This window comes from Methylobacterium sp. J-118 (genome assembly GCF_057836565.1).
Genome location: NZ_JBYQFA010000001.1, coordinates 5,602,560 through 5,617,952, shown reverse-complemented (window position 1 = coordinate 5,617,952; position 15,393 = coordinate 5,602,560). Strand labels below are relative to the sequence as shown.

The following is a 15,393-nucleotide window of genomic DNA, read 5'->3' as shown; positions in this document are numbered from 1 at the left end:
GATGACGCATGCAGGCTGTGCAGCGTTATCCGATAGGGTTGTGTCGAGCTTTCGGATATGCATCTATGTGGATGCCATCCCAGCGGATGAAATCGCCGTGTCCCAGACCATCCTCTATGCCCGCGTCTCGACCGCCGAGCAGACGCTCGCTCATCAGCAGATCCAGGCCGAGGAGAAAGGCTTCGTCCTCGACGTCGTGGTGGCTGACCACGGCGAGAGCGGGCGCAAGCCGCTGCGCGACCGGCCCGAGGGGCGCCGCCTGTTCGACCTGCTGCGCTCGGGTGACACCCTCGTAGTCCGATGGCTAAACCGCCTGGGCCGGTCGTACGAGGACGTGGTGGATGTGATGCGCGAGATGATGCGGCGCGGCGTCATCGTCCGCACCGTGATCTCGAACATGACCTTCGATGGCGCGACCAAGGATCCGATGCAGCGCGCGATCCGGGATGCACTGATCGCCTTCATGGCCGCGGCCGGAGAGGCCGAACTCGAAGCAACCCGGGAGGCGCAGAGGGCCGGTATCGCCTATGCCAAGGAACAGACCGGACGGACCGCCTACAAGGGACGCCGCCCGTCCTACACACGAGAGCAACTCGACACCGTCCGGACGCGCCTCGCGCAAGACGCTGGCCTGAGCTTGGTCGCCGCCGAGACAGGCCTGACGTGGCAGACCGTGCGCCGGATCCGTGAGAACCCGGTAGAAGCCGAAGCTGCGCTCGCCCGTTGGGCGTCAGAGGCAAAGGTAGCCAAGAGCGCGGCAGCAGCGTGAGCAACCGCTTGAGTGCCGGTTGGCGCTACTTGTCTTCTAGTCCGAGGCTTAAGGTATATCCAACTGCCGAACCCCGCGTGCTGAAAACACGAACCTTCACGACGTGACCGATGTCGCTGTCGCTCGGATAATCTTCAATGACAGCTACTTTCAGTCCTGCTTTAAGCATCCCACAGCTCGAAAGCTGATTGGCCCACTGCGCGCCCTTATTGAGCGCGGCCATAATATATTCTTGCAGCTCTCCCTTCTCTGTGCATATCGGCTGCCCATGCTGGTTCGTGACGAGACTTTTCCCTATCAGCAGGTCATCCGCTGCTGCAGGCGATAGAAACAGAAACATGGCAAGCAACAATATGGGACGAAGCATGGCACATCCTCAAGCTATGCCTTAAGCCTCTATTGCTATCGAGGGCGCGTCAATGGGGCGCAAACCTCAGCGAACAAGATGCTGATTGCTCAGGCCACCTTATGTGCCGGCCAGTCCCCCGGGAAGTCAGATCCTGTATCGGCCGATGCGGCACTCGACTGCAACTCGGCCAAGATCGGGGCGAGAGCGGCGGCCTGCGGCTCGGTACGGTCGGACAGGAAAGCGCGTAGGGCGGCCGTGCCCTTCGCCGCCTCGGCCTGCGCCGCCGCTATCAGCCGCTCGCGACCGCTCTGGCGAGGCGCGCCGTCCGTGGCCGGGGCCGGCATCTCGCCGCGCGCCCAAGCAGCCAAGGCCGCACCGTGGGTCTCGCCGAGCTGCTCGCCGTGCCGGAAGATGTCCCGGTGGCACCCTTCCATCTTCCACGACTTCGGGTCCGACAGATCAATGTGGCCTTTTCGGTCGGCTTCCAACCGGAACGACACCGTCACCTCGAAGGAGAAGGTCTTGGACGTGATCGACTTGAACAGCTTCGTGTTGGGCGGGACGAACGTCTCCTCCCCGCGGATGGAGAACACGATGGGGATGCGCCGCTGAAGCAGGGCATAGACCATAGATTTGTGGGCCATCTTGGGCTTCACCCACGACTGACCCTTCTTGCTGTCCTGACCACCGAGCTTCCGGTGTTCCTCGGCCTGCCAGTCCAGCACGCCGCCGAGGCCGACCCACTCCATGCTGAAGCTGTCGATCACGAGGGCCGCGTAGCCGGCGCGCTCTGCGGACTCTGCCGCTTCGGCGAACCGCTCGGGCCGGAACGGCGCTTCCATGACTGAGGCGTCGAACGCGAAATCGCGTTTTAGGTGGAGCGTACGGCCCGCTTCGGTATCCAGCACGGCGATCCTGCCCTCGGGGCCGGCGATACCGCGGGCGAGGCGGAGGGCGCTATAGGTCTTGCCACTGTTCGTCCCTCCGGTGAGGCTGACGAACACACCGGCTCGCTCGGTGAACGAGGCCGCAGGGGCGAAGGTGAAGCTCATGCGGCACGATCCCAGTCGAGCGGGCGGAAGGGCGAGGCGTTGAGATCGAAGTTGACGCGGGCGAGGGTCGGATCGGCTTCCTCGCGCTCACCCCAGCGCTTGGCCGCCCAGTCGGGGAACTCCGGGCGGATGATCTCGGCGGGGTAGCCGGGCCACACCCCGGAGGCGCAAGCCTCGTTCCATCGGTGCAGCGCCACCGCCATCTTTCGGCGACCTATGTGCAGCGTCGCCGCGTCGATCTCCGCGACCGTGACGGCGTTCGGCGCCTCGTTCTCGCAGAACACCCACCGGAAGCTGATCCGGCCGGACATCCGTGGGAACAGCCGCTCGGCCACATCGACATAGAGCGCGGCCTGGACTTCCATAGCCATGCCCTCAATGCGCCGACCGAGATCCTGCGGAGCCGCGCTCTGCTGGCCGGTCTTCACATCCCAGAGGATGATACGGTCGCGCCGGATCTCGATCTTATCGAGCATCACCCGAAGCCAAGCGCCGGATGGGTGCTGGACGATACCGACCACCTCCGACGGAGCGTCGAAAAACCCTTCGCAGTCGGGGATGCGGGCGAGACGGTCCGTCGCGCGCTCTGCGAGCGCTGAGGCGGTGGCGTGGTCGGACCTGAGCACTGGGGCCTTGCCAGCGGCGATGGCCTCCGCGCGGGCTTCCTTGGCCGCCTTGGTGCGCCAGTCGTCCGCGTCGATCACCGCCAGTTCTGCGCCGGCCCCGAGCACCAAGCGATGGACGGCCGTTCCAGTCTGCATGGCCCGGCTGCCCTCGGCATCGTCGGCGTCGGGGGCGCGGCCGAGCCGGGGATGCATGGCGTATGCGTGCTCTGCCGAGCGATCTACGATCACCTTGGCGAGGGACGACGACAGGGACGGCTCTGGGGCCGGATCGGCGTGGTAGACCCCCGCGGGCATGCGGAAGAGCCCCGGCCCGGGAACGAGCCCGGCGAGGTGATCAACGATCTGCATCGTGAAGGAGCCTTCAGGCGGCGCGAGCGAGCGCAGAGTAGGAGGTGAGCACCTCGCGCCGATCGCGGGAGGCGAGGCGGTTCAGCGCGCCGTGAGCGGCAACGAGGGCTTCGGGATCGCGCTCACCGCGAGCAAGGAAGGTGGCGAGTTCGACGCCGCGAGGGCCGCACAGAAGGCGGGTGAGCGCCTGCATCGACCGGCAGCGGGCACGCAGCTCGGCGTCGTCCAGGCCATCGGCCCAAGGGCCGAACCGGTCGCCGGGCGGGATGGGGCCGATCATGTGCTCGACCCTCCGATCCCCGCCCAGGCAGCTTCGAGAATGGCGGCCCGCCAGCCGGCGAAGACGGCATCCATCTCCGCCACCTGGACCATCAGCGCCGTCATGTCCTCTCCTGCCGGCGTGGTGGCCAAGTCCAGGCCGATGCGGCGCAGGTCGGCGAGGCACGGCGCGTTCACCGGATCCGCGATCATGGCGGTGAGATCCGAAGCTTCGCCGGCGGCGGAGGCGGATCGGGCCTGCTCACGAACCGTGAAGACGACGATGCGGAGCAGGGCGTCCGCGGCTGAGCGGTGCCGGGCCAATTCATCGAATTTTTGGATCATCTTTCCCCACCTCGAAAGGCCGGATCCTGAACCCCCACCGGCTCCCCCACCCCACCCCACACCCCAATAGAGGTGGGGTGGGGGTGGGGCGCAGAGGGGTCGGGCTGCCCCCACTTCCCCACCGATCCCCACCCCACCTCGTGAGGTGGGGGAACTCGGAAGGAAGCGAGGTCAAACCCACGCGCCGACGATGATGATCGGCCGATCCCGCCCCTTGGCGCTGTCGTGCTGGCGGTCCACTTTCAGCGCGCCGTTGGCGATCCAGGCCTTGAGGAGCGCCTTCACCCGGGTGGTGCCGGGCTTGGTGTCGATGTTGATCCCGAGGGTGGTTGCGACGGCGAAGCCAGCCCATCTCGGCGACTGCGGGCTCTCGCGCCACTCGCCCTCGGCGATAGCCTGCTGGACCCGGCGGGTGTCGGGGATCTCGATCTCATCGAAGAGGCCGGGCATCGTCCACTCGGCGACCACACCCACAAAATCCTCTGGGGTGGTGTCGTTGGCGTTGTCGAGACCGACGCTGACCAGTTCCCGCCAGTCCGCCTTCTCCATCGGCGGGGCCATGTTGGCCTTGCCATCGTCCACACGGAAGAACCGGCGACGGTCGGTGGGGGCGATCCCGGCCTTGTCCGCCTCATCCGGCGACATGCTGTTGAGTACCCGTGCCGAGCGTACGGCGCCGATGAGGGAAGAGCCGCCGCGGGCGTCCTCGACGGTGTAGGCGATCTGCCCCGCACCGGCCTTGCGCACGTGGTGGACCATCTCGACGCCACAGCGCCCTGTCTCGGCGATCCCGGCCCAAGCCTTTGCCACCCGGTCGATCGCGCCGTTGTCGTTTTCCGGCACGGAGTGGCAAGATACGAAAGGGTCAATGCTCATCACGTCGATCCCGCGGGCGAGGATCTCTGCCGTCACGGCTTCGATCATCGGGCGCTGCACGACGACGCCCTCGGCGACCTTTTCAGCGATGATGATCGGCATCTCGCGCCCGCTGTCGAGGAATAGCCGCCCGCCGATGTCGTCGGCCGTGATGCCGTAGTGGCGGCATATCGCAGCGACACGGCGCTCGATCTCCTCGCGTGGATCCTCACCGTTCCACAGCCACACCCGCAGCGGTTCCCGCACTTGGACACCGAGCAGAGCGCGCCCTGTCGCCATCGCTAGCGCCTCGACCAAGGCGAGGCTCGACTTGCCCAAGCCGCCTGGGGCGACCGTGGCTGTGGTGAAGCGGCGGATGTAGTGCCGCCCGTACAGCCATTGTCGTGGGGGGATCGTACGCGAGTCCTTCCACACGTAGGGAGTTGCCGAGACGCGGACTGCGGGCTGGGATGCATCCCTATCCTCGGCAGGTGCGAAGCGACTGTCATCCTCTTCAGGGAGGTTGAACGGGCGACGGGTGAATAGCTCGCGGCCGTCGAGGATTTCGGCGGTCATGCAGACACCCCGCTACGTAGGGCATCGTTCATATCCTTGCCGACGGTCGGCATGACGATGTCCACCGCCCGGCCCGCCTCACGCCAACGGATGCCGACGGCGCGGCACTCTCGGTCGCTCACCCCATTCGGATCACGCTCGCCCAGCACGGTCAGAGATCCGATGCCGGAAAGAACCGGGAGCGCGCCGACGTTGGCGGCATACACGAGCGCCCAGACCGGCCGCAGGCCCATCATGCGTGCCGAAAGGCAGGTTTCAAGGCCCTCGCCTACGGCCAAGCCGGAAGCTACGTCGGCGGGATCGTCCAACATGATGGCGCCGCCCTTCGAACCGCCGTAGACCTTGCGGCCGAGCTTCTTCCCCTCGGGGGTGAGCGCCGTGCGATGCAGGCCCATCGGTTCGCCGGTGCGCACGTCGCGGATCAGCGCGACCAGCGCAGGCATGGTCTCCTCGCCGAAGGGGCAGCACGGATGAAAGCGGAGCGCGTGGCCGGCCGCATCCTCAACCGCCTCCCAGGGCAGTCCCCGTTCCTCGCGCATATAGGTGGCGACGAGGGTATCGGCCGGATGCCGCGCCTCGTTCCACCAAGACATGGCGCGGCGGCGCTGGCGCTCAGTCTCCGCGCGCTCGGAAGCCTCGGCTTGGCGGCGGGCGGCCTCGCGGCGGGCGAGTTCGGAGGGGGCGGGCGGGGCTGTGTTGCGCCAGCGGTCGGACGAAAGCCCGAGTGCCGCGGCGACATGATCACGGCAAGCCTGCCAGGGATCGCCGGCGTGCGAGTGGCAGAGGAACCCGTCCGGTGAGCCCTCGGAGAGGCGGACGGATAGGGAGCGATCTCGGGCGGAGTGGCCGGGGCCGGGGGCGAGAACCTGTTGGCCCATGACTTGGCCGCGCAGCGCGCGGGCGATCTCAGAGAGGCTCGGCATCAGGCAGCCTGACAGGCATTGGCCTGCTCCTCCGCCTCAGACATCGCCTTGAGGGTTTCGAGGGCGGAGACACTCGCCAGCGCGATGAGGCGCAGTTCTAGGCGGAGGGTATCCGCATCGTCCACCGCGGCGCAGGTAGCTGCGCGTTCCGCCGCGGCACGGATTTCGAGGGCAACGCCTTCGAGGTGGTGACGAACGTCGTCGCCGAGCCGCCGAGGCGCGAGGGACTGTGGCATGGGAGTTGTCCGCTCAAAGGGGGCGCGCGCCCCCGCGTCTCCGCGGAGCGGACGCGGGCGCAGGGGCGCGCTCCGACGGCTGGCCGGCCGCCGGATCTGGGAATTCGGGGGAGGGGGGCGCCGATTAGCCGTTGAAAGTGACGGCGGCGAACTTTGCGAGCAACGCCGCATCGGCGCGGCCGTGGTCGCGCTTGCGCGCGAACTGATCGGCATTGGCCGGATATAGCTGGATGGCCAAGGCGCGGGCGGCTTCCTTGGGATCCTCCGCGCCGGTCAGCTTGTAATGCTTCTTCCAGGTCTGCGGAGTCACCAAATGGACGGCGACATGTGAGAGGGCGAGAACCGTTCTCGCCGTGTAGTACGAGCCGCCAAAACTGAACGCTGAGGGGCGACTATCGGTCGGGCGCGAGGCGACACGCTCCACGATGCCCACGGTCGGACCGTACGTCTGGACGATCCGCTTCAGGGCGTGCGGATCGACTTCGTTACCAGCCAGCGGCATGTCGAGCGTGATGACCCGGTCCAAGGCGGAGGCGTACAGGATCGCGATGCCACCCTTGAGACCCGGATCGATGCCGATGACGCACGCGTCGCGCACGGCCGGCACCTTCGCCTCGAGAAGGCTGTCCACGTCGGCCAAAAACTCGCAGGCGGGCACGCTCTCGGGCGCGGGAACGCGCAGGGTGGTGTCGAGCATCTGAAACTCGGCTGTGTGAGAAAGGTCGGCTTAGGGCTGGTCAGCCGTCTCGGCCGAGATCGGCTGCAGCAGCGGCCGAGCGTTCCGCGAGCCACTTGGTCAGCCCCGAGCGTGAGGCCGCGATGCGATGGCCGATCCGGAACGTCGGCAGCGTGCGCAACTGGTCCGCCCGGCGAACCTGGCGAGAGGTCCAGCCGATGAAGGCACCAACCTGTCGGGCGCCGCACAGCAGATCAACTTCGGGCTGGCCGGCGCCGAGATGCTGCCGCACCTCGGAAGCGCGTACCGTCTGGGTCGAGGGGTTGGACAGATCGGTCATCTGGATCTCCAGGCGGCGGGACGTGCGCGAACGCCCGCGCCGCAGCGGCCGGGTCGGTCCAGTCCAAAAGAAACGGAGGGGCTCGATTACTGGCGCGTTCGGCGCCAAGGATGGCCAGAAACGCGAAACGGCCCAGGCGCATCAGCGCCGGGCCGTTTTGGTTCTTCGCAGGCTCCCTTGTAGGCCAAACCAAACTTGGAAGCTAGGGGGGTATCAGCCTATTTGCGCGATTTTGCGACGGTAATTTTCCGTTCGAACGCGCAGGTGACACAACCGCAACACGATGGCTGGCAGGGATAGCTCAGGCTGCCATCGGCAGCGCATCTGGCGATGGTGAGCAGCCACGGCACCACGCCTGAGACCGCGCGGCGGAAGATTGGCGCGAGGTCAGCCCCAAGCGGCGAGCGCCGCCTCCGCGCCCTCTGCTCGCTTGTGCCAAGCGTCGCGTTCCGCACGGGCATCCGCCTCGCGGGTTCGAGCATCAGCGGCGATGCGCACCTTCGACTCGACCGAGCACTGCTTGCGGAGTTCCAGTGGCGTCTGCGCCATGGCGGTCAGATCCTCTTCTAACGAAGTACAAACATGGCACAGGGGTGCTCAGCAACCTGGATGTGCGCCACCGGTGTCAACGACCCGCGGCCTGGATCTCGGGGAGGGGCACTTCCGGAGCGGATGCTTCCCGATCCGTATCACCCCCGCGGATCCAGATAACTTGGCATTCATGCCCCTCAGGTGCGCCAAGGCTCGGCTCCCCATCCTCGCCGCCCTCAATGTCTGGATCGCCGTCCATGCGATCGAGGATCGCGATGAAGCGATCGGCGACGTCCAGCGCGGTTTGGACCCCCGCCTCGATTTCGGCGCGGAGGAACTCGACGGTGAAGGGCTCGGACCCGCCCCCGCCACCAGGCGGTCGAGGCGGGCGGGGCGTGAACTTCAGGACGGCGCCCATGTCGGGGTTCTCCACCGATCGCCGATGAAATTGCGGCGGGGACGGGATGATGGGATTGAGGCGGGGGCGTGCGGGCGCGGAGCGCCGCCGCGGGGTTAGCGCGTAGATGGCGAGGCTGGCGGGGCAATCTCACCCCCCTGATCCGGGGCGGGTTCTGGGAACTCGTTGGCAAAGGCTAGGGCGAAGAGGGCGGACAGATTGAGTTCGTGCTCAAGGGCCGCCATGCGCAGTTCGCGCTCGGACGCCCGTTGTGAGAGACGGGCGCATTCGTCTGCCGTGATCTCGCCGGTTCTCGTCGCCCGGCTCAACTCTTCCTGCGTCCAGATCGGCAGCGGTTCACGGGTCAGTTCGGGATACTCCGCGGCGAACTGCTGACGGCGGCTGTGCTCGTGGACCGCCGCCTTGAAGGCGGCGCGCGCCTCGGGGCTGCCGGCCGGCGGCAGGGCGGCGGCGGGGCGGGTCGCCTTGGCAAGCTCGGCTCGGAGCGCGGTGGCGCGTTGCCGGAGCGGCGTGGTCTGGTCGTCTCGTACGAGGCGGCGGGCGGGCTTCATGGGGGACCTCTAGAAAGGGACGCGGGCGACCGGCCCGCTCGGGGTGCGGGTCGGCTCAGAGCAGGGAGGCGAGGCCGGTGAGGACCATGCCGCCGCCGATGATGGCGAAGGCGGCCAGCAGCTCGCCAGCGGCGTCGAGGAAGCGGAGACTGCGGCTGTGCGACGTGTCGGGGCGGACAGGCGTCACGGCTTCCCACGGCTCGATCTCGCCCGGGATCGGCTCGTCTGGCAGGTTGCGGTAGCGGCGATCCAGCGGGGTCTGGCGGCGGCCCGTGCGGGCGCTGGTGCTGCGGACCGGGACGGGCTGGCTGAAATCTGGGATGCGGACGTGCGTCATCGTTCGGGCTCCGGTGAGGGCTCGTGGGGTCGGCTTGGTGGTGAAGGGGGCGCCCCGCGGTGGGGCGTGTCAGGTCAGGCGGCGGGCGGCGCTAGGCCTGAATTCAGGGCCCAGGCGGGGTGATCGCCCTCGGGGCCGTAGAGGTCGGGGAACAGCACCCACAGGCGCTGCTCAATGCGGGTGAGCAGATCGCTGCCGGTGTCCATGGCGTCGTCGCGCAGGGCATCGTCGTAGAAGCGATCGTGGTCGCCATGCATGTCGCCAGACACGTACTCGGCCAGCACCATGCCGATGACGGCGGCGCCGATCTCGGCCTGGGTGGCGGGCGAGAGCAGGTGCCACGCCTCGGCGGGCGTGAACGGCAGAGGCATGCGGGCCCAGAGCGCGGCGTGGTCAGGCAGGCGGGCGGTGTCGTCGCCGCGGAGGGGACGACCCCGCAGATTTGCGGGCACATTGGCGACCGCAGGAGCGGCGGTGGCGGCGAGGAGGCCGGCAGCGAGGGCACGGCGGTTGATGCGGGCGGGCATGCGATGCGGCTCCTCAGTGCGCGGCCATGCGGCGGGCGGCCTTGGCGACCTGCCAAGCGGCCTTGAGGGCGGAGGACATGGCCTCGGCGCGGGAGACGCCGCAGCGCTCCTGAATGCCGGGGGCGGCCTTGCAGGCGGCGGCCATGATCGCGGCGCGGTCGTACCGGCCTGCGACGACGAGGGGGCGGGTGCGAGCGCCGAACTGGATCAGGGCGCGGGCACTCAGGAGACCGGCGGGGATCTTGGTGCGGCTGTCCTGGCCGGCGCGGTCGATCTGGGTCCAGGTGACGGTGCGGAAAGACATGGACGACAGCCCCTCTGCTGTGCTACCAGCACAACATGGGGCCGCACGATTGTGCTGTCAACACAAAAATGGTGCTATCAGCATATGAGTGCCGACGATCAGTCCGCTCCCGTGCTTACCGTCGAGCAGATTAGGATGGCGAAGGCCGCCCTGGGCTGGTCAAATCCGATGCTCGCGGAGAAAACGGGCCTCCACCGTAACACGCTGAACCGTGCCGAGAATGGTGAGGCAAAGCGCTCGACCCTTGAGCTACTGCGACACGTTTTCGAAGCTGCTGGCCTTGAGTTCATCCCCGAGAACGGGGGCGGCGCCGGGATCCGGTTCCGAGACCGAAAGGGGTGAACGCGTGATCAACGGCTAAATATGGCTGGTCATCGGCGTTCTGATCGCTATCGGGGTCGTAGGAGCGATCGTCTACTTTATAGCCGCACGGCACGATTGACCCTGCGGTGACGGGCGCCGCAAGGTCAGGCGGGTAGACACGACCAGGGGCGGAAGGGGTGATCACCGGTCCTCACCTCCGCGCAGCGCGCTCGTCTCTCCGCTGGGACTCTAGGAAACTCGCAACGCGAGCAGAGGTACCTATCAGCGTCGTGCTGCGGGCTGAGGCCAGTCCCGGTGAGGCAGCAGTCACGATCGCACAGTTGAATGCACTGGTGCAGGCTTTGCTCTCCGCAGGCGCCCGCTTCCCGCCTGCCGACCCGCTGTAAGGCATCCCATAAGAGAACCTCGGTGTTTTATTCCGGAATAGGGGCGTCCCCAGGGAGTGGCGCTCATTTCCGCGACACCTAAAAGGCCCCTTTTCGGCATGGTCTAGCTCGGCACAGGGCGCCACGGCGGGCTTGCGTTGGCGTTGGCTGGGGCTCGACTCGACGATCTCGGCCGCAAGTTTGGTCTGTTCAGAACCGGAGTGCCGCTGAAGGGCTTCGACGGCTTCAAGGATGACAACACCGGGGACGAGGGCTGACGCCATTCCCCGCTTCGTGGAAGAGGCGCTCATTGCGGGGCTGCCCTGAACCACGCGTCTTGGGGTCGGCACACAGTCTGCGTGTGCTCGCACATGATAGGCCCACTGAACCAGACTTACCGAAACCGCCTCCGACTGCTGAGCCAGAGAGATCGCTTCTACAGGCCAGGTAGCTCAACCCTGAACAGCCTCGCTCGAAACGGGCTGATCGCTCGCACCGGCCGCCATGATCGCTTCGGCCGCGAGGAATGGATGATCACGGAGGATGGCAGGCAAGCTGCTGCGGGGATCGCGCTCAAGCGCACCAGCACCAGCTCGCATCAGGTGATCGAGCCCCCGAGTTCACTGAGGTCGTGAAGCTGCCGGCGTCATCTTCATCGAGGAGAACAGCGAGGGGCCTGGGGTGCGGCTGAGGAAGGCTTGAGGCTAGAGACGTGTGGGGCGGGCCAGCGGAGCTGTGGCCTGTGGATCACGCAAATTCTGAATTGACGAACTGCTCAGGTTTTGCGCTAGCCGCTGAACTCAGTATCTGGGCATCAATGGCTACGCTCTCTGAGGCTGCCATCGATGCCGATGCTGTCCTACGATGGCTCCCACCGCTACATCGTGGTCGCCTTGATGATAGGCGGCGGCGCGATGATGGGAGCGGCCGGATGTGGGATGCTCTGTGATGAACCAGACCGCGCGAACGGCACATTCGCTCAACACGACCGATTTTGAACCTCGCTGACTACGCCTGTCCGCGGTCGGCCGCCATCGCGTGGCGCGACGATCAGAGCACCGTGGCCGCACTGATGGCGCCATCAAGCGGCTCAACGAACGCCGCACCGACCCCTTGCGTGAGCAGACGCGCAACTGTTGCTCGGCGCCGGCCAACCACAACCTCCTGACCGACAGCCAGTGGCACGTCGAGCGCTAGCGCCACGCCCGACGCTGAAAAGTTCAGGATCGTCGCTTCGACATGTGTGCCATCCGCCAGCGTGACCTGCACCGCCGTCCGTTGCGGCACGATCCGGCGGTCGGTGCGTACTGTCTCTTGTATCTTAACCTGTCCACGCGACAACTCGATCAAGCGCCTGGCTACTTCACCAGGCGTAGGGTCCTTGCCCGTAAGTCGGACTAGAAAGTCGCAAGTACCGACCCAGCTCACACGAGCCTCAATCATCCCAACGCTGCGGATGTTACAGGTCAACCACTCGTCGGAACTTGGCAGCGTAGACGATCGCAGCCTGAGACCTTCCACCGACATGTCGACAGTGACGGCATGGAACTCCTGTCTATTGGAGCGCAGACAAAGCGCAGGAACGACGACGATATGTTGCGTTAGAGCCTGTCGCTGATTCATATTGGCAGCCGTGTCATAGCTACAGACTAAGCCAACTGTCTTAAGAGTCCCTTTTCAGTTTATGAGGCATGCAGAAACCGAAACAGTTTCCGCAATACAACCGACGGTTGGTTTGTTGTGCCTATGAAGTCCGCCGGCTTATGCCTGCCCGTAGTTCACCGCCATCGCGTAGGCGCGGCGCGCCGGAACGGATCCGCAATCTGCGGGATTTCTCAGGCAACCCAGGGAGGATGATATGCTGACAGGTAGCCTGCTGTGGCTCTTAGGGGTGCCGATCCCCGTCCTGATCCTGATCTGGTTCTTCTTCCTGCGGGGCCGATAGCGCTACCCCGGCTACCACCTCGACACCGCCATCCCAGCGGCTATCCTCCCCCCATGCGCACAACCCTCGCTGCCCTCGCTCTGGTCGTTGCTGCCGGCGGAGCAGAGGCAACCGAGCCGACAGCGAAGCAGCTCATCAAGGCCTACACCGCAGCTGATGAGGCGTGCCGTGGCTCGCCCGGCGACGCCAGTGCGGCCGAGTGTGATCGGCGCACCCGGCTGAACTCCCGTCTCAATCAGATCGGTCGGTGCTACGGCAAGGAGAACCAGGACCGGTCCGAGTTTGCCTGGCACGCGTGCACGTCTCATTCGAACCGTAGCAACGACCTGGTGCCGGCTTCTCGCTGATGCGGCTGCGCCATCTGCCGCCCACGGTTCTGCACCACGATGCGGGAGGAGACGTCAATGGCAGAAGGGTCCAGTGGGGCGGAACCGCGGCTGGAACGCGCCTCACGCGTAAAAGGACGCTACAACCGCCGGTGAGATCGACGACCTACCCCGCCAACTCGTGAGCTGATCGGCCAGCGGGGCCTGAACTTGGACGGACTGCCACTGCCGACACGGCTCGCCCGGCCGGCTCATGATTGGATTGGTCGACGGGGCTCTTCAGCCTGCCCGCTTGGCACTCCAGCTGCCGCTGCACACGACCAGTCCGCCGGACGTGCGCCATGTACCGCTGCCGCTGCCCTTTGCGGTGAGGCTACCGGCGATCGGCACCTTGTTCGCGCCGCTGGTGATCGTCGCCTGCACGGCACCACCTGCCGATACCCCGCCGGCGATGTCGATTGCTTCACCGGGGATCGAAGCGTCGCTATCCCTGATCTGCACGTAATAGCTCGTGTTGCCTGAACACGGTCCTTCAGTCGTCGTGGCGACGATGGTCCAGGAGCCGTCGAACTGGTTCGGCACCCGCACCTTCTTCGTAGCTGCACCAGCAGGGCAAAGAGTACCAAGCATAAGGCTGGCTGTAACGATTGAGAGGGAAATACGGGTCACGTGCAGCTCCAGCGGTTGCGCCGTCGGGGCTGACCGCGCCGCCATGATACGGGGACCATGGCTAAATAGTTTCACGCACAATCACAAATTCTGCATCCGATCAGTCGAGCCGTGAACAAGCTGAGCCGTATCGGCTGTGCAATCCCGATGTTGGGCTAGCTGTATGCGCCCGCATTTTGGGGAAAATCGTCATCTTATTTCGTTAGCCGCTGAAACTATCGCCTGAAGAGGGTCGTAGGGGGAAGCTACCGCCCTGTTATGGGCGCCGCCCTGCGGTCGTGGGGTTCTCAAGCCTTTCTGGCTTCGAACTGGCATATCCGCCGAACTCTGGAGATCTCGATGAGGAAGACAACCTTTGCGCTCGCCGCCGCAACCCTGCTCGGCAGTCTCGCCTTCGGTGTCGGCACCGTGTCAGCTGCCCCGATGTCGGTGAACGGCCTTCAACTCCATCACCCGGACGTCACGCAGGTCCGCATGATGCACGGCGACCGAATGATGATGAAGAAGCGGATGATGCGCCGTCGCATGATGAAGAAGCGGATGATGCGCCGCATGTAAGGTGCTCACCTTCAGCGTCGGGAGGGCTCCTGTCGGAGCCCTTCCACCATCCATCGCTCTGCCTGATCAATGAGGCTGATACGTTGGCCAGCATTTACAGGCTCGCGACGGTACCCTGTCCTTTGTACCCGGGATGCTTCCGCTGGATCGTATTGTCCGCGGATGGCCTCTTTTCCGAGCAATCGGCGTACCCCTATGCGACTAGGGCAGCTGCTATGATTGTGGGTCGGATCCGAATGGCAGACCTGACCGCCGGCCGACCAAAGCTGGGGCGGACTTGAAGGCGAACGGCGCGGCGTTCTCGTCATTCAGGTAGGCAGCGGTTGCGGTAGCGATCTCGTCGTCCGTCACCTTGGACCTGCGGCGCAGGTCGCCGACGCTGGGGATCTCTTTGGCCACGCCGGAGAGCTACTGCACGCGGCCCTACCCGTCCATAAGTCCAATCCGCTTCGCTTCGTCGAGTAATTCAGCGTCGGTCATCACGTTACCGTTCACCCGCCACAGCCTCGGATCCTCGTCGAAGCGCTCGACCATGTAGCCGGCCGCGACCAGGGCTTCCGCGGCTTTGAGGTTCGGATCATCGGTATTGGCCATGTCGCGACGCTACTCTGATCACGGAAGACGTGCGATCCGTCGTGCCACGACGATCAGAATCGCGAGCATCAAGAGCAGTGCGGTCGCCGCCAGCTTGGCGCGAACCCACCAAGAATATTTCTCAGCCATCGAGAGCGGATCTACAGCGAAGGCTGCTAGATGAGAACGTGGATCAAGGCGCATCGGCCGGGAGGCCATATCATCACGGCTCGCCCAGCCTCGCGTGCTTCCGACAGGCCAAAGGTCCGGTATTTTGTTCCAGGATCGTAGGGAGGGGGTAGCTATGGTGATACAAGCCTACCGTCTGACGCTCATGCTGAACTCAGCCGGATCGGACACGGGCACGACGCGCCAGACGGTGGCCATCGCCACCGAGACGACTGGCGAGGCCGTGGAACTCGCACAGACCTACTGCGGTGTCCTGCCGAGCGCGATCGTCTGTTCCGCGGTGCTCTGTGATGCGGCCAGGGCGGTGCTATGGTCCGAGCAGGACGCCGGCAGTCACGGTACGCACCGGCTTGGCCAGCAATGCCGATGATCGGCCGTCGTCTCGCCACCTTGGGCGTCGCCATCGTCTTCGTCAGCTCGACG

General features: G+C 65.8%; 24 protein-coding genes. 4 read left to right on the top strand and 20 right to left on the bottom strand.

Annotated features, from left to right (window positions below; all coding sequences use genetic code 11):
- The first annotated feature begins 40 nt into the window (after positions 1-40).
- Complete coding sequence (locus AC3IF3_RS27360) at positions 41-769, top strand: recombinase family protein (protein WP_489231026.1); 729 nt, start codon at positions 41-43, stop codon at positions 767-769.
- A 25-nt stretch (positions 770-794) separates the two neighbouring features.
- Here the strand turns inward: AC3IF3_RS27360 and AC3IF3_RS27355 are convergent, their stop codons facing one another.
- The 16 genes from AC3IF3_RS27355 to AC3IF3_RS27280 form a co-directional block, all read right to left on the bottom strand.
- Positions 795-1,136: a hypothetical protein gene (locus tag AC3IF3_RS27355; protein WP_489231024.1), complete on the bottom strand. Its 342-nt coding sequence runs from the start codon at positions 1,134-1,136 to the stop codon at positions 795-797.
- Positions 1,137-1,225: 89 nt separating this feature from the next.
- Positions 1,226-2,170: an AAA family ATPase gene (locus tag AC3IF3_RS27350; RefSeq protein ID WP_489231022.1), complete on the bottom strand. Its 945-nt coding sequence runs from the start codon at positions 2,168-2,170 to the stop codon at positions 1,226-1,228.
- Positions 2,167-3,144 carry a PD-(D/E)XK nuclease family protein gene (locus AC3IF3_RS27345; protein WP_489231021.1) on the bottom strand — a complete coding sequence of 326 codons (978 nt, stop codon included), beginning with the start codon at positions 3,142-3,144 and terminating at the stop codon, positions 2,167-2,169. The genes AC3IF3_RS27350 and AC3IF3_RS27345 overlap by 4 nt, the downstream gene beginning before the upstream one ends.
- Positions 3,145-3,157: 13 nt before the next feature.
- Complete coding sequence (locus AC3IF3_RS27340; RefSeq protein ID WP_489231020.1) at positions 3,158-3,424, bottom strand: hypothetical protein; 267 nt, start codon at positions 3,422-3,424, stop codon at positions 3,158-3,160.
- Positions 3,421-3,747, bottom strand: coding sequence for a hypothetical protein (locus AC3IF3_RS27335; RefSeq protein ID WP_489231018.1), 327 nt, complete (start codon positions 3,745-3,747; stop codon positions 3,421-3,423). Before AC3IF3_RS27335 ends, AC3IF3_RS27340 begins: the two co-directional genes overlap by 4 nt.
- Positions 3,748-3,918: 171 nt before the next feature.
- Entirely contained in the window at positions 3,919-5,178 is a 1,260-nt protein-coding gene (locus tag AC3IF3_RS27330) for an AAA family ATPase (protein ID WP_489231016.1), read from the bottom strand.
- Positions 5,175-6,101: a DUF7146 domain-containing protein gene (locus AC3IF3_RS27325; RefSeq protein ID WP_489231014.1), complete on the bottom strand. Its 927-nt coding sequence runs from the start codon at positions 6,099-6,101 to the stop codon at positions 5,175-5,177. Before AC3IF3_RS27325 ends, AC3IF3_RS27330 begins: the two co-directional genes overlap by 4 nt.
- Positions 6,101-6,337 carry a hypothetical protein gene (locus tag AC3IF3_RS27320; protein ID WP_489231013.1) on the bottom strand — a complete coding sequence of 79 codons (237 nt, stop codon included), beginning with the start codon at positions 6,335-6,337 and terminating at the stop codon, positions 6,101-6,103. The genes AC3IF3_RS27325 and AC3IF3_RS27320 overlap by 1 nt, the downstream gene beginning before the upstream one ends.
- 124 nt (positions 6,338-6,461) lie before the next feature.
- Complete coding sequence (locus AC3IF3_RS27315) at positions 6,462-7,034, bottom strand: hypothetical protein (RefSeq protein WP_489231012.1); 573 nt, start codon at positions 7,032-7,034, stop codon at positions 6,462-6,464.
- Between the two features lie 40 nt (positions 7,035-7,074).
- Positions 7,075-7,353, bottom strand: coding sequence for a hypothetical protein (locus tag AC3IF3_RS27310; RefSeq protein ID WP_489231011.1), 279 nt, complete (start codon positions 7,351-7,353; stop codon positions 7,075-7,077).
- Between the two features lie 387 nt (positions 7,354-7,740).
- Positions 7,741-7,902 (bottom strand): hypothetical protein, encoded by a 162-nt coding sequence (locus AC3IF3_RS27305; protein WP_489231010.1) that lies wholly within the window; start codon positions 7,900-7,902, stop codon positions 7,741-7,743.
- A gap of 76 nt (positions 7,903-7,978) precedes the next feature.
- Positions 7,979-8,302 (bottom strand): hypothetical protein, encoded by a 324-nt coding sequence (locus tag AC3IF3_RS27300; protein ID WP_489231009.1) that lies wholly within the window; start codon positions 8,300-8,302, stop codon positions 7,979-7,981.
- Between the two features lie 95 nt (positions 8,303-8,397).
- Positions 8,398-8,853, bottom strand: coding sequence for a hypothetical protein (locus AC3IF3_RS27295; protein WP_489231008.1), 456 nt, complete (start codon positions 8,851-8,853; stop codon positions 8,398-8,400).
- Positions 8,854-8,908: 55 nt separating this feature from the next.
- Entirely contained in the window at positions 8,909-9,190 is a 282-nt protein-coding gene (locus AC3IF3_RS27290; RefSeq protein WP_489231007.1) for a hypothetical protein, read from the bottom strand.
- A gap of 74 nt (positions 9,191-9,264) precedes the next feature.
- Complete coding sequence (locus AC3IF3_RS27285) at positions 9,265-9,717, bottom strand: hypothetical protein (RefSeq protein WP_489231006.1); 453 nt, start codon at positions 9,715-9,717, stop codon at positions 9,265-9,267.
- Positions 9,718-9,730: 13 nt separating this feature from the next.
- Positions 9,731-10,021, bottom strand: a complete 291-nt coding sequence (locus AC3IF3_RS27280; protein WP_489231005.1) for a hypothetical protein — start codon at positions 10,019-10,021, stop codon at positions 9,731-9,733.
- Positions 10,022-10,105: 84 nt separating this feature from the next.
- Between AC3IF3_RS27280 and AC3IF3_RS27275 the strand changes: the two genes are divergently transcribed.
- The gene (locus AC3IF3_RS27275; protein WP_489231004.1) at positions 10,106-10,363 is read left to right on the top strand and encodes a helix-turn-helix domain-containing protein; all 258 of its coding nucleotides are present in this window, start codon (positions 10,106-10,108) and stop codon (positions 10,361-10,363) included.
- Between the two features lie 1,397 nt (positions 10,364-11,760).
- Here the strand turns inward: AC3IF3_RS27275 and AC3IF3_RS27270 are convergent.
- Both AC3IF3_RS27270 and AC3IF3_RS27265 read right to left on the bottom strand, forming a co-directional pair.
- A complete protein-coding gene (locus tag AC3IF3_RS27270; protein ID WP_489231003.1) occupies positions 11,761-12,060 on the bottom strand; it encodes a PilZ domain-containing protein in 300 nt (99 codons plus the stop codon).
- 1,200 nt (positions 12,061-13,260) lie between these two features.
- Positions 13,261-13,650, bottom strand: a complete 390-nt coding sequence (locus AC3IF3_RS27265; RefSeq protein ID WP_489231002.1) for a heme utilization protein — start codon at positions 13,648-13,650, stop codon at positions 13,261-13,263.
- 258 nt (positions 13,651-13,908) lie between these two features.
- Between AC3IF3_RS27265 and AC3IF3_RS27260 the strand changes: the two genes are divergently transcribed.
- The gene (locus AC3IF3_RS27260; protein ID WP_489231000.1) at positions 13,909-14,208 is read left to right on the top strand and encodes a hypothetical protein; all 300 of its coding nucleotides are present in this window, start codon (positions 13,909-13,911) and stop codon (positions 14,206-14,208) included.
- Between the two features lie 213 nt (positions 14,209-14,421).
- Here AC3IF3_RS27260 and AC3IF3_RS27255 read toward each other — a convergent pair whose 3' ends face one another.
- Complete coding sequence (locus tag AC3IF3_RS27255) at positions 14,422-14,607, bottom strand: hypothetical protein (RefSeq protein WP_489230999.1); 186 nt, start codon at positions 14,605-14,607, stop codon at positions 14,422-14,424.
- A 24-nt stretch (positions 14,608-14,631) separates the two neighbouring features.
- A complete protein-coding gene (locus tag AC3IF3_RS27250) occupies positions 14,632-14,802 on the bottom strand; it encodes a hypothetical protein (RefSeq protein WP_489230998.1) in 171 nt (56 codons plus the stop codon).
- Between the two features lie 283 nt (positions 14,803-15,085).
- Between AC3IF3_RS27250 and AC3IF3_RS27245 the strand changes: the two genes are divergently transcribed.
- Positions 15,086-15,340 carry a hypothetical protein gene (locus AC3IF3_RS27245; protein ID WP_489230997.1) on the top strand — a complete coding sequence of 85 codons (255 nt, stop codon included), beginning with the start codon at positions 15,086-15,088 and terminating at the stop codon, positions 15,338-15,340.
- Positions 15,341-15,393 lie beyond the last annotated feature (53 nt).